The following is an 18,276-nucleotide window of genomic DNA, read 5'->3' on the forward strand; positions in this document are numbered from 1 at the left end:
GCGTCAGGCGAACCGCTCGATGGCTGCACGCACCGCGGCACCGTTTGCATCCGCGATGCGCCGGAAGGCGTCACTCACGCCCGCATGCTGGGCCACCCGTGCCCAGTACAGCTCGGCCCACATCGCGGCACGATGCCAATAGGCCATATCACGCGGGGATGGCGTGGCAGGCGTGTAGTCACGCACGGGAATGGCCCCATTTGCAGCAGGCCGGTAGAGCATCGGCAGCATGTCGTAACTGGGCGTCAACGTGAGCGGAAGACTGTCATCGAGGAAGAACGACAGGTTGCCGAAGTGCATATCGGTGTTACCGATCATGCGCCCGAACCACCATCGCTGACGCACCTGGTCCAGCGCGGATTCGTCGATCCAGTCGCCACCATGCATACGCGTGGCCGCGGCAGCCCAATCGTCACGGATGCCGTCATGCGCATCACTCCATGCCGCCAGGCTTACGCAGCCGCGACGTCCGTACGCGCCCACGCGATCGAAGCGAGTGACCTCAAGCCATACCCTGCCCTGCGACTCGACCAGCTCGCTTGACGCGCTTGCATGGCCGTGTTCGGACAGCACGTTGCCTGCCAGGTGTTCGCAGATCAGGAGATCCGCCCAGCGACGCGCCATGGGGCCACTGTCGACAGGCTCGCTGAATTTCACGATGACGTGTCGGATATGGCCTGCGGCGTCGATGACGGACGCGGTGAATTTTGGCTGCTCTCCAGCCACCAGGGCACCGGGGCTAACCGGTGACAGTGCGGCCTCGGCAAAGGCACCGTAACGTAAACCGCGGGAGCGCTCGTCGATGGTGTCGAATCCTGACTTCAGGGCACGGTCGAGCGCGTCGAAGCCAACGACGAAGTTGCCCGGCATGTCCTCCCCGCGCAGCAATAGGGCAGCGAGTACGACCTTATCGCTCCACAGCACGACATCGGGAGGTGCTTGCAGCCTTCGTGCCCAGTGCTGGGCAAGGCCGCGACCAAGAAACCCCTGGGGTCGCTGGTCATCTAGGAACCAGGGGAATGCCGGGAAACCGGCCTTCGGCGAACTCATCGCGAAGCCATGGCGGGGATTCACCCACCAGAAGGGTCCCGACGTCCTTCTGTGACATGAGACGACCGAAGGGGTGCCCGACTCCCGTTCCATCGATACGAAAAAGAGGCCAGCCGGAGGCTCCTGAATAGATCGCCAACGCTTCTGAATAGATCGCCGAATAGATATCCTGGTACAACGCCCTTCCTCTTCAATCCTTAAATGCGCCCGAAGCTTCCTGCGTGAATCGATCGGGCCGGAAACGCTTATAGGCCGACTGCCCAAGGCGCTGTTTCGTAAGTACCATTTCCATCACCGCTGGGCTTGTCCCAGCGGAACCCGCACACCGCGCAGCAAGGGGAAAACATGCCTTCGATCGTATCGGTGCAGTTGCTCCTGGCCCGTGCGACATACCCGGAGATCATTCATGGGTAATCGCTGGAAGCCCGTGCGTTTACGCTGGGACGATTCGCTGACCCGGGTGGGTTGGGACGACTTCGAGCGCCGTGTCGCGGAGTACTACCGCGGGCAAGGCTACCGCGTGGAGCACACCGGTACCGGGGCCACGTTCGGGATGAGCGACGGCGGCATCGACCTGAAGCTGTTCCGCGGCGGCGAATACACCGTGGTGCAGTGCAAGCACTGGAACACCGGTCAGGTGCCGCATAACGCCGTGCACGAACTGATCGGTGTCATGCATACCCAGGGTGCGCAACGCGCCATCCTCATTTCCTCCGGCGAGTTCACCAACTACGCGATGCGCTCGGCAGAGAAGTACATGCCGATCCAGCTGATCGGGGGTGCTGAGATCCGCGCCATGCTGGGGCCCATCCCGGAGGTGGATATGCCCTCTTCCTCGGCACGGGGCGAGATGCCCAGTTGGGTGGTTGAAAGGCGCCACAGGCGAAGGAGCCGTCCGGCCTCGGCCAAATCCATCGCTGCCAGGCTTGTGGCTTTCGCCGCGATGGTGTTGATCATCTGCTTTTATATCCCGCGCGTCTTGAGCAACATGTCCGCCGGCATCATCCGATCAACGTCGCAGAACGTGGCTAATGCCAGGGCGAATGCTCCCGACGGCCAGGCGCGTCGGGCGGCGCCCTACCCCGACTACTATGCGTCGCACGCGGTAGCACCGGTGCCTTATGCCGCCATGACTGCGAGCGACGCCGCTAATGCGCAGGCACCGATTACCACTGCGGACGGAAAAGCCCGTGCCACAGGATCGACACCGACCACGAAAGCCGAGATCGCGACCTGGCAGGCCGAGAATGCGAAGTCGATGAAGATCCTGGAGAAGACGACGCCGGAATTGGGGGCGAACTAGGTTAGCGGGCCATGCCGTAGTCCGGCTCGCTTCGCCCATGTATTCGTGCCTGGTGCCGATCACTGATATCTTGTTCGCTCCTCTGCCGCACCTCATCGAGGGTCTGGAACTGCTGCATGGCCTGCGGCCATTTGGCTGCGCTCTCCTCCATGGACGTGCATGATTCCTTCGTCCTAATCGATGTATCCCTGGCAAAGAGGTCATATCCCCAGTCGGGAGGGGTTTGATAGGCCCACATAACTTCTCCACATGTCGACAAGGTGACCTTACCGACATCGCGAAGGCCATCCGCCCGCGCCTGCACCGTCAATGCGGACGCCAGGTTATCCGTGTATTGGTCGGGCGATCGTCCAAGACGGCGATCGATATCCATCACGCAGGCACGGACATTGCGAAAGTAGTCGTGATCGGGATGGGCTGCATCGTCAAGACGACACACGGTGTCCGTACCCCGTGCCCTATCTAAAGCGAGCGCATTTCTAGCGCTGAGTTGCGCATTCAGGTGATACATCGTGAGTGCACTAGCGGCGTCAGTCGGTAGCAGGCCCACCGATACCTGAAAAGTCTTGACCGCCGATTGCGTCGAAGGGCCAAAATCACCATCCGCCACCACTCGCTCGCCCGAACGGTCAAGAATACCCATGCCTCTCAAACGCTCTTGCAAGTCCGCAATCCGTGGCCGGGAAGACCCTATGCGCACGGGCGACACTTCATTCCAATCGGCATGGGTCTGGGCTAACGTGCCCACCGAACCCGTCTCCGCAAGCCGTGTAAGCGCCTTCTCCTCCGCTCGTATACGCGTTTCGATGGATTCGCGAACCTTGGGCTCGGAACTTCTGAAATCCTCATGGACATGCAGGAGTTTCGACTGTTGCACGGCACGCACGATATCAACATCGGACAGAGCGGAAACATCCACCTCCGCACCAAACGCCTCGGTTAAGCCACGCTGGATATGTGACGGCGTGTGCGCCCGATACTGCACAGACATGCTCCAGATCATGTCCTGGACCGCAGGCCCTCTATCGCCGAGATCCAGACCCCGCTTCTCAAGCCTGGCCAGTACGGGATCGATGCGAGTTCTTCTTATGAAGTCCTCTTGATCGGCGCCGAAATCAGGGTGGTCGCTCGCCACCTTGAGCCACGCATCACCGAATTCTTTAGTACCAGGGGTGAGACCCTCAAAAGCCGAGGCGTACTTAGATTGCCGGACAAATTCCCGCGCTGTACCCGCGTTGCTTGAGAATTGATAAGTTCCATACGAAACACCGCCATGATCGCCTTTACCTGTGGAAACGGTACCCGGCGTGCCTTGGCTTTCAAAAATTGCGGAGGTGTCACCTAACTTCCATTGTTTACGGTCCATCGCTTCCATCCTAATTTCTGTTCGTTCTTGCTGATCGGCCAGTTACCGAGGACGACGCTGTTCAAGTAGCGTCGCCCTTCGCGCGGTCTCGGTAACATCGCAGTCCGCTGCGATCACATGGTCCGTCGACCCAGGATCATCCGGAAGGGCGCATTTCTTTGCTTTTAGCGAGAGCCACTTGCGCTCCTCACTTCGCAATGCGCTTCTTTCAGAGTCACCAAGGGATGACATGACGGCGCCGTATGTCTTGTTGAGCCTCTTGTCCTGGAATGCGAACTCCAGATCGGCACAATCCAACATGGCCGGCGTGGTCCTAGCGCCGCCTCGGATGCAGTCGACATAGGTCGGACGCAAGCCGATGGCTCTGGCCGACCGCTCGATATCATCAATGACCAGAGCATATTCCTGAGATCGCGACTGCGTCGGCATCGTCGTAGTAAAGATCAGCGATATCGCCAGACCGATTCCTCGTGGCACTCCCACTTCGTTCCATTTCAACGTGGCTACCTCCGCCCATCTAGCGTCGAATCAACCGCCCCAAATCAGCGGCTCGCTTAGCCGTTTCCTCGACCTCACAATCTGCGGAAACTATTTGATGCGCAGTTCCCCCGTCCTCGGGAAAATCACAACGCCTCCTCAGCTCCCCAAGCCACTGCCTCTCTTCTGTTCGAAGTTTTGTCTTTCCATCTTGTGACAGTCTAGACATCGCCATTTTGTAGTTTCGATTGAGTCGATCATCCTGATACGAAAACTCTTTATGCGCACATTGGAGGATGGCAGCCGTGGTCATCGCGCCACCTCCCACGCAATCGATGTAGGGCTGCCTCAGACCTATGGCCTCGCTAGACGCCTGAATGTCCTCGGCATCAGCAGGGTAAATGTCTTCGGCGCACGCCGAAGTAGAAAGGCCCGTCAAAAGCAACCAAAAAAACATTCTCTTTCTGGCAGGAAACATCGCAATAACCGTCGACACGAATGAATTCCTCAGTTGCCTCGATAGCAAGACGACCACGTACCCACATGCTTGGGTATTCGATCAAGTCGCGAAGCTTAGAAAAGCCTGCACTGCCGTTACAAGCGACGCACTTCCACGATATACGATGCCCGCACGCCTGAAATGAGATGACTCTCATACATCGCCTGAAGGTATCTTCTGCTCCCTCGCCTGCCCCCAACACATCCGCACATGCGCCTGCGCCGCGCACTGCACGCCCATGTTCGTCAGTGCGCCAATGGCTTCCAGACCCAAGGCCATGCGCTTGCAATCCACGGTATCGGCCTCGTGGATCAGGTCGGCTAGTAGTCCGGTCAGCCCGCGCGCAAATTGCAACCACTCGGTGGCCTCGTTCAACAGCGCATGGGCGGTCGCTTCCGGGTCGGCGTGGTAGCACATCCGGTCCGGTGTCGGATGCTCGTTCGAAGGGGTCATCGCGTACTCCTGTTGACCGTCGACCGCGCTGCACAGGTGCGGCACACCCGTCGAAAGACCGGTTGTGCCGCGGATCATGCGGATTCGCGGGTTCACGGCTGCCCGTGACCGGGCGCCGGACGGTGTGATTGACGACGTGTGTAGCGGCGCTCGCCTTTCTGCCGCTCACGCCATAACGCGCCGCGTGCTTCGGCAGGGAAAAATCTCAACTCCAACGGCAGGCGCCGCGGTTCTTCAACCGTATCTGCGAGGGAGGCAGACCGCCCGGTAACCGGTGGGTGTGTCGCCGGGGGGATTCGGCGGGCGAGCGAGTACCGTATGATCGGTGTCAGCCATGATCAACTCTCTATTCAGTTGGCTATGGTCAGCGGTCCAGGGGTGTTGGTAGCACCCTTGGGCCGCGCTTCACCGCTTGATGCGGTGGTCGCCTGCGGTGCGTGTGGAACCCGGCGCAGGCGACGTGACGAACGTAACAAATCAACTTGCGGTTGTCTGTAGTCGCGGGGATGAGAAAAGGGGCTATTTCCCTTCCGTCACCGCGGGACGACCGTCAAGCAACGCAAAGTGGAAAACATAGTCCAGGCTGAAGGCCGCGTTCTTCCGCACCTGACTGATGTTGCCCTTGCCATCGTCGAACTCCTGGACCACTGTCATCGGCGAGTACGTCCAGCGCAATAACGCCTCCCGGCATGCGGCTACGAAGATGGCATGATCCGGATCGCTGGACATGTCCGTATCCCTGACTTCGGTGACGTGCCCGGTTTCGTCAATGATTGCCTTGACCTGCACCACTTGGGGCGGAAGGTTTCGCGGGATCAGTGTTGCGGGATAACCCGGTGCCTCGTGGGCCAGTGGCTCGGCACCGAAGGCGTGCTCGCTTCGCTTCAATCTTAATTGCTGCGATGCTGCGGCCGGCGCCAGCGTGTAGCTGACGGCGCCGTGGTGGTCGTCATGCGATGCGATGGCCACTTCAGGCTTCGCGGCGTGACAACCCTGAAGAACAAGGCAAGAAAAAGCGATCCAACCCAACATGACTTGGGTAGGAAGACGAGACAGCGCACGCCGCTTCATCGTGACGCCTCCGGATCGGTCCATCCGGAAGCCTTCTTCGCCGCCGCCTCGACCTTGTCGTAATACGCCATCGCCGTTTTCTGCACTGCCTCCGGCAATGCCTTGAAGTTGTCGCCCGGCACACGCGTGCTCTCGTCACCCGGTTGCCGCGGAAGGTTGCCGCGGATCGCGTACTTCGTGTCCTTGTACACGGTGATCAGTTTCACCGTGGCCGGATCGAGGCCGTCGCAGTCGATCCAGTACGGCACCACCACCAAGGCATTGCCGTCACCCGCATCAATCACATCGACCAGTGACGTCAGTGGCTGGATGCCGCAGAGCGGGCCGCCGTTGGTGTCCTTGATCTCCCACTTGGCGAGATAGCCGCCGTGGTCTTCGATGAAACCGTAGGCGTGCAGCGAGACATAGCTTTTGCCGTCGATCGTCGGACCGTTGCGGTTTCCGCCGAAAGCCAGCATGCGCAGGTTGTTGTAAGCATCCGGATAAGCCAGTGCCTTGAGCATCTGGCTGCCGTTGTCGTAGTAGCTGGCGACGTCGTCGCGCTGCTCGCCCGTGAGGGGTGTGACGCCGAGGTCACGGGCTGTGGCGGCCTGGGCGATGAGGCAGGCGACAAGCATCGCGAGCGGAATGGGGAAACGCATCGTGCCTGGCCTCGATCGGGGTGGTAGCGCGAACGATATCCGATCCCTCCGGCTTTATCTGCCGTATGCCCTGTCCTGTGGCCGCAACATAAGAAGGCACCTCCGCCGCCGCTCACGCAGGGGCAGAGGTGCCCGTACCGCTACTGCACGATCGTGGCCGCCACGTGGTACACGCGTCCGCCCCAGCCGTCATGGGGGAACGAGTCCGACACCTTGAGATAGATCGGCCGTGAGCCGTTGCTGGCCTGGCCGAGGTACGGCGTCAGGTCGATGCGGTGGTCGGCCTTGTTGGAGCCGTCGGTGATCGGGCGCTCTTCCTGCAACACGGTGGTCCAGTGCGCATTGTCGAGGCTGACCTGCACCAGGTACTCGGCGTCGATGGTCAGGGTGACGTGGGCGGACGTGGTATCGGCCGGGAACGGGAACCGATAGGTGAAGTGCGCATTGCCGTCGGCGAAGCGGTTCTGCACGCCGTTACTCTGCGAGCCGCCGGCATCGACCAGCCACGGCTTCTCGTCCACCGTCCCCGTGTCGAAGTCGATCGCGTGCGCCACCAGCACGTCGGCCTGCGTGCTGAAGCCCAGGCCGGCGGCCATGACGTTGGCGGTGACGGCATGGTGCCCGTCGGTCGCCGTGTACGGCACCGTGAGCTGCAAGGGAACGTTGCCGTACACGGGTGTTGCGTTGCCGCGGGGTTGCAGGGGGAGACGGGCGGCACGTGGCGTGGTGCGCCATCCTGCGGGGATATCGATTACGGTCAATGCCTGCACAGGCAGCACGCCGGTGGCGGAGATGCCGAGGTCGAGCGCCACCGAGGTGAGGCCCGATGCCGAGGGCATGATGACCGGCTGGGCCGGCGACAGCGTGGCCGCCAGCGATTCGTGCGGCAGCGTGGCGGGGATATCGCCAAGCAGGGCACTGAGGCCGCTGGCCTGCGTACGCCAGTCGAACACGTTGGGATGGCTATCACTGGTGGCGCCGGACCAGCGGGTGCCCAGCCGGCCTGCGGCATCGCGATCGTTGTCCCACACGCTGTCGGCCTGTCGATCGAGGAAAGTCGCGTAGCGGCGGTCGTGGGTGGTGTCGACCAGGTCAGTCCAGTAGCGGGTGAAGATGCCCTTGAACTGCTTGCCGTTGTCGTCGCAGGTCTGGTCGGCGGCGTCGCAACGCTCGGACAGGATGCCGTCGGTGACCAGCCCGTTCGGGCCGATGGCGGCATCCGCGAGACGGCGCACGCTGGCGAGGATGGCGGGGTCGCCGGTGGCGCGCCACAGTTCCAGGCCGCCACCGATCAGCATGCCCTGGTTGTAGCTCCACACGGTTTGGCCGTTGTTGGTGCAGGCGTTGGTGAGGCCGTCGTTAACCAGGCCATCGGCGTTGACCATGCCGCTGCCCTGGAACCATGACCACGCGGCGCGCGAGCGTCCCAGCCATAGCGTGTCACCCGGAATGCGATTGTGCAGTTCCGCGGTGAGACGAATCCACAGGCCGTTGGTCACCGCGTTCTTGTAGGTGCGCTCGCCATCCCACCAGACGCCACCGCCGCAGGTGGAGGTATCCCAGTAGCCGTTGACGTAGTCGGCAATGGTGACCGCCATGTCCAGGTACTTGGGATCGCGGGTCAGGTCGTAGGCCTGCAGCCAGGTGAGGCCCCACCACTCCGAGTCGTCGATGGCGCGGCTGGTGAAGTTGCCGAGCAGCGGATCGCCCGAGAGCACGCCGGCGGGGAAAGCACCCTTGTCCTTCTCGAAGGTGTTGTCCAGCTGGCCGAGGTAACGGCGGTCACCGGTGCGTTGCATGTAGTCGCCGATGGTCTGCAGGGCGACGGCGGAGTTCCACCAGCTGGCGGGGAACCAGGCCTTGTCGGGATCGTACGAGGCCAGCAGTACGTCCGCCGCGACGCGGGCACGGGCGACGGCGGTGGGGCCATCCGATTGGGGATCGGCCAGGTGGGGACGATCGGTGGCCGAGGTGGGAGAAACGACGGCCAAGGCCGTCAGGCTGGCGGCTGCCAGCAGGGTATGCACTCGCATGATGAAAAACGCTCCTCTGGATACCCACGAAGGGCCATGGAGGCTCCCCTCCCCCAAACCCCGCTCAACGCCGGACCGTGGGCGGTGATCCGGCGGGACACATGCACGCAAGGGGCCGTTGGTCTGGAGCGTGGAGCGGGTGGACGGCGGTTGCGAGTGTGGGGAGTGTTGCAGGGTTGGGGTGGTGGGGAGTGAGAACTGGGTCAAGGGGACGAAGCCGGTGCAGGGCTTGCGCCGGCTATCTCGACCGGATTACATACCGGCTGCCGGGTGGCCAGGGGGCTGCGGCTGAGTCGGGACAAGGGGATAGCAGGGAATGAGGCTTCGTCGATGGGTGTTGATGGGCGTGAGCGTGATGGCCGCGACTGGCTGCGCCGAGTTGTTTCCGAAGCCTCATCCGGATGCTACCGGGGTGGTGGTGGTCAGTTGCATGGCTTACGCACAATTTCATCAACTTGAAGCGTGTGACCAACGCGCCGTGGAAGCATGCGATGGTCCGGCGCTGGAGCTCAGCTCCACGTCGAGCCCGGTATTTTCTGCGGGAAAAGAGCAGTCGATCGATCAGACGAATGTCGTAGCCAGATATCAATGCACGCCGCGATGAGCGAGCGGCGAAACCACCAGATGAGGCCCGCATCAACCCTTTAGCGATAGCGAGGGATCGCGGCCGAGGCCATCAGCGCATCGGCCGCGACCCTTTGCTCAGCTTCCGCTTCGATGGATTAAATCAAAGATCACTGGATGCTGTGCATCTTGGTGACCGTATTGCGCGGCCAGTTGGATGACGTTACGCGGATGACGAAGCTTCCGTTCCCCTTGCCAGTCGCATCCCATACACGCAGGCGACCCTGCACCGTCTGACCATTCCTGCAAGGTGTCCAGTAGCCAGCGGCTTGGGTGCAGACGTTGGTCACCCTCAACTCCTGTAGCTGCGCGCCGTTCATCGTTGCGACGGCTTGGCCTATGCCTTTTTCGAGCGTCGTGATTCGAACGAACGAGCCCCCGTGATGCATACGGGTCGAGGTTGCGCCGCTGGTCGTTTCGGCCCCGCCAATCGACGACTGCACAGCCGTCACGATGACCTCGGATACAGGCGGCGCGGTGCCGGAGCCGAAGGACTGTGCCGATGCGACGACAATCGGCGCGCCGAAGGCCAGCGACGCTGCGAACAGATAGATGCGTTTCATACGTTCTCCTGATGCAGGCGATGTGCTGCCTGACAAACGTAGATGACGCAGTACTGCCTATATGCCGCTGGCGAGCTTTGTCGAGCTTCCTTACCGCTTAAAAACGTGTAGTCCTTCTACGCGCTCTTGCCACGCCCGCGCAAAAAGGCACTTTGTTTGCAGGGCGAGCTAGACCAAACACTAGCGCCAAGGAACCGTCGTGCATATTTCTTATCCCTCTGGAACACCGACACCTCTCATGAAAACAGAACAGCGCTTTACACAAAGCACAGCGCCAATATCCGAGCCTCAGAATCTGAACGACACTCAATCCGTAAAAAAACTCGACTTCCAGAAGATGACCGTTGGCGAGTTCTACGACACGCTCAGCGTGCTCATCAAGTCCGGAAAAATATCCGCTGACGAAGCCACGGACTTAAGCCTTACGTTTCCTGGACCGATCGGCATCGGCTCATACGAGGAGACGAGAGCCATGCCAGCCCGGATCTCCTATGACTGGCTTAAAGAAGTGATTGCCTTTACGCGACCGGTGGGACGGATCGAAGAGGCGGATAGGCACCAGCGCGTGCTGGATATCATGATGGGCCTAGACGGGAAGGCTATTGGGTTGGATTTGAAGGCATGAACGTCGGTGCCGTTGATACACCAAGCAGAATACGCTGCGTATGGTGGTCGCATGCAAATCATGGGATTCCAGCAACCCAGTCGCATGGTGCTCAGTTCCAAGCTGCCGCCCCCTTTTTCGGGGGAGGCAGTCGATCCAACGTGACCAGCGTATCGACATCCCAGGCTGTGATCGAAATCGTCCGCCTCGATACCTCTGCGTCAATTCTCGCAACCAACACGTCGACATCATCGATCATCGTCATGACTCGCACACCGCCGAATATCGCTCGATTACCCACACGGAGATGGTAGCTACTGACGGATCGATCACCTGCGGAGAGGACCCCGCAGCGCACGCTTGTGATCTGGCCCCATGAGACGAATCCGTTCGGGACGCCGAAGAACGATCGACCAATACCTTTAGAAGAAACCACGACATCTTGGTAAGCGAACATCGGAAACGTCACAAATGCAATGACAAAAGGAATACCCACCAAGAAATAGATCAGATCGCCGGAAGTGAATACCATGGCGGCCTTGAAGAAAGCATAGGCAGCCATGGCGAGTAGAGCCACCGAAAGCACAGAGGCCAGCCACAAGAGTTTTCCGTATCTGAAGGTTGCTGTCTCAGACATGCTGCTTGGCGGCGTGCTTCCGAAAAACTCCATTACCGAACGATCTAATGCCGCTGGGCATCTAAGGCGTCACCGGCCCGACGTTCATTGTAATCACGCACTAAGGACATGCCAGACCCAGGAACGAGCAGATCCATAAGCGTAAGACGCTCGCTCCCCTCTACAGAGACCTGCTGCTTGAGAATGCCACTTACCGTTTTCAGGTGAGATGCGACGTCGTCGAGCTTTCCAGCAGCGAGTTTCTTCGCGAGATAGTCGTATTCGTTCGCCTGTGCATCGTCGTGAATTTGATTGTTGTACTGGCCTATCTGCAAGGCCTGAGCGAAGCCGGCCCAATAAGATATCCAGGCGACCAAGCATGCCACCGCGAGAACGGAGCAGACCTTGGTCACGAACATGAGACGTCTTTGCATTAATCAATCCTCCGCGTAATCAGCCGCACAAGCCGGCTACTGAACCGCCGCTCTCCTACACAAGCCGTGCGATCAATACTGCGATTGACTGCTACTCCCGGCCAAACAATACGTCTGCCCTGGATGAGCCGGGCAAGCCATGGCGTTCATCTCAGTCATTTATCCATACGATCTCAAGATCCAGGCCCCGCGAAGCAATTGCGAGCGACTGCTCCGCACTTAGCTGCGGTCCGCCATCAAACGCATGTTGCGTATGCTCGCACACGATTCGCCTGACCGCGCCGCGCAGAAGCGCCTCGTCGCACTCCACGTCAGCAAGACCACCGAGCACCGACTCAAGTCCTTCAGTAAAATCGTCGAAATAGCTTCCCCAACTACCAATGGGCGGCGGTAGTTCACTATCTGTCAGTGTGAACCGGTATCGGTGCCCAAAGTCATCGATCAATTGCTCGCCGATGTCTTCGACGTCTGATACCGCGGCGACGCAGGTAGATTCCGGGGAAAAATAGGTGTCCAGAATAACTGGAGCCCTGGCTCTTCCGAGAATTCCCAACAGTTCTCTTGGCATCAATGTATGTGCTGGCGTGACGCCATGAAAGCATCCGCACCACCAGTAAACCTTACCGCCCTCATACAGAGCCAAATCCGCGACCCCCGAAGCGAGGCGGGCGCAATCCAGTGCGGAGAAGGCGTCATTGATGTTGTCGAAAAACCTGACACCCAAGCGGGAAGCCTCTGCCTCCCATCGCCGGTAGTTCTGCCTAGCCCGGAAACGCGTTGACGGCCTATCGACGAGTATCCGAGAGCCCACTATACCCAACCCTTCGTCTATCTCTCCGAAATCAATCGATTCACCTTCGATTCGAAGCGATAGCGTGTATTCACTTTTCTGATCCATATGAGCCTCGATATCTTCGGCGGCTTGAATGTGTCCATGCAGACCGTAGTCGGGTCACGTGGCTTTCTTCGTGACTCGGCAGCGACCCGCTGAAGGCAGCCACTCGTCCACCAAAACCTTGCATTCGTCCCCACGCGGGGGCACTCCCGCATGGCTAAGATAACCCCTGCTACCGAAATGGTATGGCAAAATCCCAAGGAGCCACGGATGCCGACCCGATGATGCGCCCTGCCGCCGCGATGGCCAGCCTTTGCGCCGCCCTCTTGGTCGCCTGCGCCACGCCTGCCTGCCTCTCGGCGCAGACCAATGCCGCGCCCCCTCCCACCACCCAGGATCATTCCACGCCGTCTTCCCTCGAAGCCCACGCGCTGCCCGGGGCGCGCGCGGCGGTTGCTCACCTGTTGGGCTTCCTGTCGACGTTGGACAGCACCGAAAGGCTCAAGCCAGCACCGTTGGGCCAGGCCTTCGGCGTCACGCTCGGCCCCGACTCCGAAAATGGCGCGGGCTGGACGGTCTATCACAGTCCGGACCTGGGCCAGGGATGGATGTATTGGGTGCAACAGTCCAATGCCCGGCCCTCGATGAAAAACGGTTTCCGCTTCTGGTTCGACCATCCCGACCGGACGGCCGATGCCACTCCGGTGTGCGCATTACCTCTGGACCGGCTGCGCAGCACACTGACCGCGCACGGTTGGGTCGAGCGACCAGTGCCCTCAGAAATCGGCAGCATCCTGGCTGTGGAGTTCAGCAAAGGCGATGTGGTGCTGACCCTGACCCCGCGGGACGGCACGGACGTTAATGGCACCGCCTGCGTGCTCGCCATTCAGACCACCGACGGCCACTGACCGACTATGGATTGCCCATGGCAACGCCCCACCTAGCCCTCGATGCGGCCATCTAGCAGTTTGCACAACAGCCCGGCCGACGTTTCGGCCCTTCGCGCTGCCTTGTCCGCCGACCCCAATGTGAGCCAGCGCCTGGATACGCAAGCGGCGAGCGGCGCGCTGCACGGCTTTGCACTCGCGGCGGCCGGCGCACCCGATCGCCCGGTAGGCAGCTACGACCGCACGGCCGGCACGATGACCTTGCCCAGCTCCGCGTTCTCGGGGTCGCACCATCACGTAGGCGCAGTGCTGCGCGTGCAAGCGATGATCGCGGAGTTTGGTGGCAGGACCTATGCGGAGAACGCGGGTGCAAGCCATCCGGACACGATTCACTTAGAGATACACCCAGGCCTTAGTCGCGAATTGAGTAAAGCCAAAGTTGTAAGGACCGGCGCGCGATAGCCATTCTGGTCATGCAAAACCATTTGCTCACTTACCGCTCGCACCTGATTTCAAAGCATGCGGGTCCAACGCATGCCTCCCCTCTTGCTCGACGCGCTTTAGTTTTTCCTGCGCATCCTTGTAGCCGGCGTTGGCTGAATTCCTCAACCAGAACAGTGCACGCTCGCGATCAAGCGCCGTGTCGTTGTTCACGAAATCCTCGTAGACATTGTACTGCGCCACGGGGTCACCATTCTCTGCAGCAATAAGTGCCCAACGCCGTTCCTCCATCGGGTTGATGAGCACGAAACCGTAAAAGACAGAGATTTTAGACGCCGCCTCTGACGAACCACGCATCGCCTCAACCGCAAGCTTCTGCAGTTGCTGCTTTGTGAGAACCAGGTCCTGATTAAGGTTTACCGGCTGCTCCGAAGTGTTTTGCGCGGAGACCGCCTGGCTGGCGAGCAACAAAACCAATGGCAGTAGCGCTTGGGAATGCTTCATCGAGAGTCCTCAGGGCTTGAACTCCAGAATCGTACCGGTGTTGGCATGGTCGAACGTATAGCGCTCTCGTGATGAGCGGACGTCTGGACCAAGACCCACTTAATGTCGTCGCTCATGTGCTCTCTCCTTGAGTACCGCATCACTTATTTTTTGAGCTTTTCTCGACCTTCAAGCTCCTCTGCCCGATCAGCCGTATAGCCAATCTCGCAAGAGTAGGAGTCGATCATCTGGAACTGGCCAGGATCCTTTCCTGGGCCACAAGCTTTACGCTTTGCTTTCAACCAGTCGCGCTCTTCGCTTCGAAGCCTCGATTGGCCACCCTCGTCGATAGAGCCCATGAGACGCTTATAGACTGCGTTAAGGCGCTTGTCCTGATATGCAAACTCTTCGTCCATACACGCCTGCATAGGTGCCATGTCTCCGCCTGCTTCTTTGACGCAGGATGTGTATGAAGATCGAAGAACCGCTGCCGAAGGATTACTACTCGTAGCGTCAGCGCTGTCGAGTGCGAGCACGAGGCAAGCTGCAAGTAGACATGGCATAGCTTTGTGCATCCGCAGGGACGGTCTCACGTACGCGCGATCTAAGTTCGGCAAATGTTTACCTCGCCGATCGGATTGGGATTGCGACCATGGCTACTCCCTAGAATGCGACCACATGGTCATCTCCTAATGCCCCAATGTATCGCCGCACCTCAGCGATGGCAATGACATCAGGCACGGGATGCGAAACGTCGATCGCCACACCTTAGCTGGTGGAATCGGCGCACCAGGGGCGACTGACGTGAACTGCTGAGAATCTTGACAGCTCTCACTGAGCACACTTGTTCAAACGAATCGCTGCGGACGATTTCCCGCAGGCCACGAGTGGCGGCCAGGCGGTCCATGACGCACGTTACGCCGATACGTGAGATCGCTCGATCTCGATGGCGACTGCCTTGTGCGTGGCGTCATCGACGACCGTCAGGCGCTTCAGAACGCGTGCCACGGCGGTGCAGTCAAAGAAATCGATGGACCAGACCTCGTTTGTGGCCGCGGGCGCCGGCATTCCTTTCCGGGATGCGCGAGGCATAGCCTGGTAAAAAAAAAGCACTATATCCATGATTTAAATAAAAAATTAAAATCTGCCGACATCACGCGAGTCGAGCCCTTTGCCCCTCCTTCAAATGTTGAGATACTTCTCATCAGAAGGGGAATTCAATGGCAAAGACTGACGGACGACGAAACCCGCCGTGGACACGTGATGAAACTATTCTCGCTCTAGACCTATTCTACGATGCAGGATTGGTAGCGCTGTCCGATAGCGATCATCGAGTTATCGAACTGTCGAATACGTTGAGAGGGCTGCCTGGCAACGAAGGCCGAGCTATATCCCCCAGCTTTCGTAATCCCGCGGGGGTCGCATTCAAGCTTTCGAACCTCCAGAGCATCGCGACCGGAAAAGGCTTTTCGAATGTTTCCGCTATCGATATTAGCGTTTGGAAAGATTTCGAGAACCGTAGTTCGCGCGTCAAGGACATAGTTCAGCTCATCAAGGCTTTCGCGCCTTCTACGCCTATCGGCCATGACCTAGATGAAGACGATGCAGAGTTCATGGAGGGATCCATCGTCACGCGAACGCACAAGCGAATTGAGCGAAGCAAAAAAGTCCGTTCTAAATTGATTAGCGAACGGACGAAGAAAGGGCCACTCCATTGCGATGCGTGCCTTATTCAGGGCAGCACAGATGGATGGCTTAAAGATGCGATATTCGAAGCCCATCATCTTGTGCCGCTGTCTACACTTGGATCTACCATCACAAAGATAAGTGATGTTTCTCTTTTGTGCGCAAATTGCCACCGAACTATCCACCGATTGATTTCAAGGTCGGGGAGATGGGTGTCGATCGACGATCTTCGACTGCTGCTTAACACTGGCCACACCGAGTGAAAGCATGCCCTCCAGCCTTTCCGAAACCGTGTTCCCGTCGCCATGCAGTGATGCAGCCGGCCCGCTATGATGCGCTGAGCCAAGACCGCCCCCGCGCCCGATCTCAAGGAGTCGAGGATGCCGAGCCCATGAACCTCTTGCGTCATGCCCGCCGTGCCGCGCTGTTTGCTCTGACTTGGTCCAGTGCCGCTGCATTGGGACATCCTGCCGCCCCGCTGGACGAATCAGCCGTACACAGCGGCCCCTATGCAACCGCTCGCCCAGCCGCCGCCGCATCGACCTCCAGCAAAGCTTCCCAAGGAGCCTCCATGACTTCCGTTGCGCCTCCGCGCTCGGCGGCTGCCGTCCATGCGACGCAGCAGCTGGTCGACTTCCTGACGCATTTGTCGTCGAGTTCCGACATCACGCTTGAGCGGGTGGGCAAACAGTTTGGCGGCGCACTGACCGCTGAAGACGACGCCTTCGTCTACCGCAGTGCCGACCTAGGCGCGGGGTGGAATTACGGGGTGAAGGTCATCCTGCCTTCGAAGGCCTTCAAAGCCGGGTTCAACTTCTGGTTCTACAATCCCAAGCACGGTGCCGACCCGAGCCCGATTTGCGCCTTGAGTCTGGATGCCCTGCGCAAACAGTTGGTAGCCCACGGCTATGCCGAAAAGTTTGACCGCTCGGAAATCGGTGGCGTGGATTCGGTGGAGTTCGTCAAGAACGACCTCGTGCTGACGGTCCTTCGGTCGAATCTGCTGGTGGCCCCCAACGGCGATGAGTGCTTCAACGCCATCCAAACCATCGACGGTCGCTGAGCAAACAGGAGGTTTCCATGTCGACCCCGAATCCGGCTCTGGAATCGGCCATCGTCCACTTTGCGCAACAGCCCGGCGTGACCCCCGCTGAGGTCAGCCAGCTGCGTGCGACGCTTGCATCGGACCCGGCGCTAACCCAGTCCTTGGAGACATTGTCGACCTGACCCGTCTGTGTGGAAGCCCAAGCTGGCGCTCCTTAATGAGGTCATCGACAAAGCCCTGGACGACCTAGAAAGTCATCCTGAGTCCTTAGCAACCATTCTTAGCTGTCTTTCTCGCCGGCCGAAGCTGCGTGCATGACGGCCTCGGCCTGAGTGAGTTTTGATTCCAGCTCGGTGAGAAACGCATCAACGGTGTCGACTAGGATTAGTGATGATTCGATGCGTTGAGGCATACCCGGTAGCTGAGACATATAACTGACTTCGAAGGGGTAGGCTCCCCGAAGACCGGAACCCATGATATCGCGCATTACTCCAACAACATTTCTCGTCGAATATCCCCCAAACAACGAATCCGGGCGCAAATCGTAATCAATGGCCAGCCGTTTCGGCATCACATTGTATCGCGTGACGCACGCTTCATTGCGGTCCCAAAGTTCTGCCAAACGCATGGCGGCAATGTCGTGCTGGGACTGACTGCGGGAGAAGGCTAAGGAAGTGACTTTGGCGCGCTGCACCCGTCTGCCATGATGGCCGCATGCCGTTCACAGGACGTGCCCGCACCATGCCCCTCAACGAATTCTCAATCCTCCACCTGGCAAGCATCATCCAGGACACAATAGCTCTCAGCCAAGCTGTGCTGGACGGCGATGTGGCGGAAGCCCGCGTTTGCGCTGACCGGGGTGCGGTGCAAGCGCGTGCCGGAGGACTAGCCGGCGTCGCCCACACCGCCCTACTCGTCATCGACTGCCTCAGCCAGGCGGACCAGTCCACCGGTTATGGGTGCGCGAGTGCCATTGAAGCGCTCTCAGTGGAAACCGACCAGGCGCAGACCCGACAACTGACCTAGCTCCGGTGCTTCACCCTCAAGGTCCGCGGCGGGCAACCGAGCGGTTCCGGTGGTCCGGCGAAGACCCGCCGAGGGCTGCTCTGTCTGTCACCGAAAACGTGCATGGGTGATCATGCGATCCCCCTGCTGCTTCGCTAAG

Annotated in this window: 21 protein-coding genes and 2 pseudogenes; 6 read left to right on the plus strand and 17 right to left on the minus strand. The window is 59.6% G+C overall.

Features of this window, described 5'->3' with window-relative positions:
• Nucleotides 1–3: 3 nt before the first annotated feature.
• Both AB8808_RS18000 and AB8808_RS18005 read right to left on the minus strand, forming a co-directional pair.
• On the minus strand, nucleotides 4–870 hold the full coding sequence (locus tag AB8808_RS18000) for a HipA domain-containing protein (protein WP_369930918.1): 867 nt from the start codon (nucleotides 868–870) through the stop codon (nucleotides 4–6).
• A gap of 12 nt (nucleotides 871–882) precedes the next feature.
• Nucleotides 883–1,143 (minus strand): annotated as a pseudogene (locus AB8808_RS18005) (hypothetical protein); the annotation flags it as partial.
• A 313-nt stretch (nucleotides 1,144–1,456) separates the two neighbouring features.
• Here AB8808_RS18005 and AB8808_RS18010 point away from each other — a divergent pair.
• On the plus strand, nucleotides 1,457–2,353 hold the full coding sequence (locus AB8808_RS18010; RefSeq protein WP_369930919.1) for a restriction endonuclease: 897 nt from the start codon (nucleotides 1,457–1,459) through the stop codon (nucleotides 2,351–2,353).
• A gap of 1 nt (nucleotide 2,354) precedes the next feature.
• Here the strand turns inward: AB8808_RS18010 and AB8808_RS18015 are convergent, their stop codons facing one another.
• The 8 genes from AB8808_RS18015 to AB8808_RS18050 all read right to left on the minus strand — a co-directional run bounded on the left by AB8808_RS18015 (nucleotide 2,355) and on the right by AB8808_RS18050 (nucleotide 10,080).
• Nucleotides 2,355–3,728 (minus strand): VgrG-related protein, encoded by a 1,374-nt coding sequence (locus AB8808_RS18015; RefSeq protein ID WP_369930920.1) that lies wholly within the window; start codon nucleotides 3,726–3,728, stop codon nucleotides 2,355–2,357.
• A 33-nt stretch (nucleotides 3,729–3,761) separates the two neighbouring features.
• Nucleotides 3,762–4,217 (minus strand): lysozyme inhibitor LprI family protein, encoded by a 456-nt coding sequence (locus AB8808_RS18020; RefSeq protein WP_369930921.1) that lies wholly within the window; start codon nucleotides 4,215–4,217, stop codon nucleotides 3,762–3,764.
• 19 nt (nucleotides 4,218–4,236) lie between these two features.
• Nucleotides 4,237–4,692, minus strand: a complete 456-nt coding sequence (locus AB8808_RS18025; protein ID WP_369930922.1) for a lysozyme inhibitor LprI family protein — start codon at nucleotides 4,690–4,692, stop codon at nucleotides 4,237–4,239.
• A 156-nt stretch (nucleotides 4,693–4,848) separates the two neighbouring features.
• Nucleotides 4,849–5,226: a hypothetical protein gene (locus AB8808_RS18030; protein ID WP_369930923.1), complete on the minus strand. Its 378-nt coding sequence runs from the start codon at nucleotides 5,224–5,226 to the stop codon at nucleotides 4,849–4,851.
• 441 nt (nucleotides 5,227–5,667) lie between these two features.
• Nucleotides 5,668–6,219: an energy transducer TonB gene (locus AB8808_RS18035; protein WP_369930924.1), complete on the minus strand. Its 552-nt coding sequence runs from the start codon at nucleotides 6,217–6,219 to the stop codon at nucleotides 5,668–5,670.
• The gene (locus AB8808_RS18040) at nucleotides 6,216–6,860 is read right to left on the minus strand and encodes a hypothetical protein (RefSeq protein WP_369930926.1); all 645 of its coding nucleotides are present in this window, start codon (nucleotides 6,858–6,860) and stop codon (nucleotides 6,216–6,218) included. Before AB8808_RS18040 ends, AB8808_RS18035 begins: the two co-directional genes overlap by 4 nt.
• Before the next feature lie 140 nt (nucleotides 6,861–7,000).
• Nucleotides 7,001–8,893: a glycoside hydrolase family 76 protein gene (locus AB8808_RS18045; RefSeq protein ID WP_369930927.1), complete on the minus strand. Its 1,893-nt coding sequence runs from the start codon at nucleotides 8,891–8,893 to the stop codon at nucleotides 7,001–7,003.
• Nucleotides 8,894–9,627: 734 nt separating this feature from the next.
• On the minus strand, nucleotides 9,628–10,080 hold the full coding sequence (locus AB8808_RS18050) for a DUF4879 domain-containing protein (protein ID WP_369930928.1): 453 nt from the start codon (nucleotides 10,078–10,080) through the stop codon (nucleotides 9,628–9,630).
• 238 nt (nucleotides 10,081–10,318) lie between these two features.
• Here AB8808_RS18050 and AB8808_RS18055 point away from each other — a divergent pair, with 238 nt between their 5' ends.
• A complete protein-coding gene (locus AB8808_RS18055) occupies nucleotides 10,319–10,705 on the plus strand; it encodes a hypothetical protein (RefSeq protein WP_369930929.1) in 387 nt (128 codons plus the stop codon).
• A 91-nt stretch (nucleotides 10,706–10,796) separates the two neighbouring features.
• Here AB8808_RS18055 and AB8808_RS18060 read toward each other — a convergent pair whose 3' ends face one another.
• The 3 genes from AB8808_RS18060 to AB8808_RS18070 all read right to left on the minus strand — a co-directional run bounded on the left by AB8808_RS18060 (nucleotide 10,797) and on the right by AB8808_RS18070 (nucleotide 12,458).
• Nucleotides 10,797–11,321 (minus strand): hypothetical protein, encoded by a 525-nt coding sequence (locus tag AB8808_RS18060; protein ID WP_369930930.1) that lies wholly within the window; start codon nucleotides 11,319–11,321, stop codon nucleotides 10,797–10,799.
• Nucleotides 11,322–11,365: 44 nt separating this feature from the next.
• A complete protein-coding gene (locus AB8808_RS18065; protein ID WP_369930931.1) occupies nucleotides 11,366–11,734 on the minus strand; it encodes a hypothetical protein in 369 nt (122 codons plus the stop codon).
• Between the two features lie 151 nt (nucleotides 11,735–11,885).
• Nucleotides 11,886–12,458, minus strand: a complete 573-nt coding sequence (locus AB8808_RS18070) for a hypothetical protein (RefSeq protein WP_369930933.1) — start codon at nucleotides 12,456–12,458, stop codon at nucleotides 11,886–11,888.
• Nucleotides 12,459–12,814: 356 nt separating this feature from the next.
• On the opposite strand from AB8808_RS18070, the gene AB8808_RS18075 reads away from it, so the two are divergent.
• On the plus strand, nucleotides 12,815–13,477 hold the full coding sequence (locus tag AB8808_RS18075; RefSeq protein ID WP_354514870.1) for a hypothetical protein: 663 nt from the start codon (nucleotides 12,815–12,817) through the stop codon (nucleotides 13,475–13,477).
• Between the two features lie 468 nt (nucleotides 13,478–13,945).
• Here AB8808_RS18075 and AB8808_RS18080 read toward each other — a convergent pair whose 3' ends face one another.
• The 3 genes and pseudogenes from AB8808_RS18080 to AB8808_RS18090 form a co-directional block, all read right to left on the minus strand.
• A complete protein-coding gene (locus tag AB8808_RS18080; protein ID WP_369930934.1) occupies nucleotides 13,946–14,401 on the minus strand; it encodes an SEL1-like repeat protein in 456 nt (151 codons plus the stop codon).
• A 143-nt stretch (nucleotides 14,402–14,544) separates the two neighbouring features.
• Nucleotides 14,545–14,817, minus strand: coding sequence for a lysozyme inhibitor LprI family protein (locus AB8808_RS18085; protein WP_506193232.1), 273 nt, complete (start codon nucleotides 14,815–14,817; stop codon nucleotides 14,545–14,547).
• A gap of 439 nt (nucleotides 14,818–15,256) precedes the next feature.
• Nucleotides 15,257–15,430 (minus strand): annotated as a pseudogene (locus AB8808_RS18090) (IS3 family transposase); the annotation flags it as partial.
• A gap of 170 nt (nucleotides 15,431–15,600) precedes the next feature.
• On the opposite strand from AB8808_RS18090, the gene AB8808_RS18095 reads away from it, so the two are divergent.
• The gene (locus tag AB8808_RS18095; RefSeq protein ID WP_369930936.1) at nucleotides 15,601–16,329 is read left to right on the plus strand and encodes an HNH endonuclease; all 729 of its coding nucleotides are present in this window, start codon (nucleotides 15,601–15,603) and stop codon (nucleotides 16,327–16,329) included.
• A 128-nt stretch (nucleotides 16,330–16,457) separates the two neighbouring features.
• Nucleotides 16,458–17,129, plus strand: coding sequence for a hypothetical protein (locus AB8808_RS18100; RefSeq protein ID WP_369930937.1), 672 nt, complete (start codon nucleotides 16,458–16,460; stop codon nucleotides 17,127–17,129).
• 262 nt (nucleotides 17,130–17,391) lie between these two features.
• Here the strand turns inward: AB8808_RS18100 and AB8808_RS18105 are convergent, their stop codons facing one another.
• A complete protein-coding gene (locus tag AB8808_RS18105; RefSeq protein WP_369930939.1) occupies nucleotides 17,392–17,805 on the minus strand; it encodes a hypothetical protein in 414 nt (137 codons plus the stop codon).
• Nucleotides 17,806–17,852: 47 nt separating this feature from the next.
• Here AB8808_RS18105 and AB8808_RS18110 point away from each other — a divergent pair, with 47 nt between their 5' ends.
• A complete protein-coding gene (locus AB8808_RS18110) occupies nucleotides 17,853–18,137 on the plus strand; it encodes a hypothetical protein (RefSeq protein ID WP_369930940.1) in 285 nt (94 codons plus the stop codon).
• The last annotated feature ends 139 nt before the right edge of the window (nucleotides 18,138–18,276 follow it).

Origin of the sequence: Xanthomonas sp. NCPPB 2632, from assembly GCF_041228075.2 — a bacterium.
Taxonomy (GTDB): Bacteria; Pseudomonadota; Gammaproteobacteria; order Xanthomonadales; family Rhodanobacteraceae; genus Luteibacter.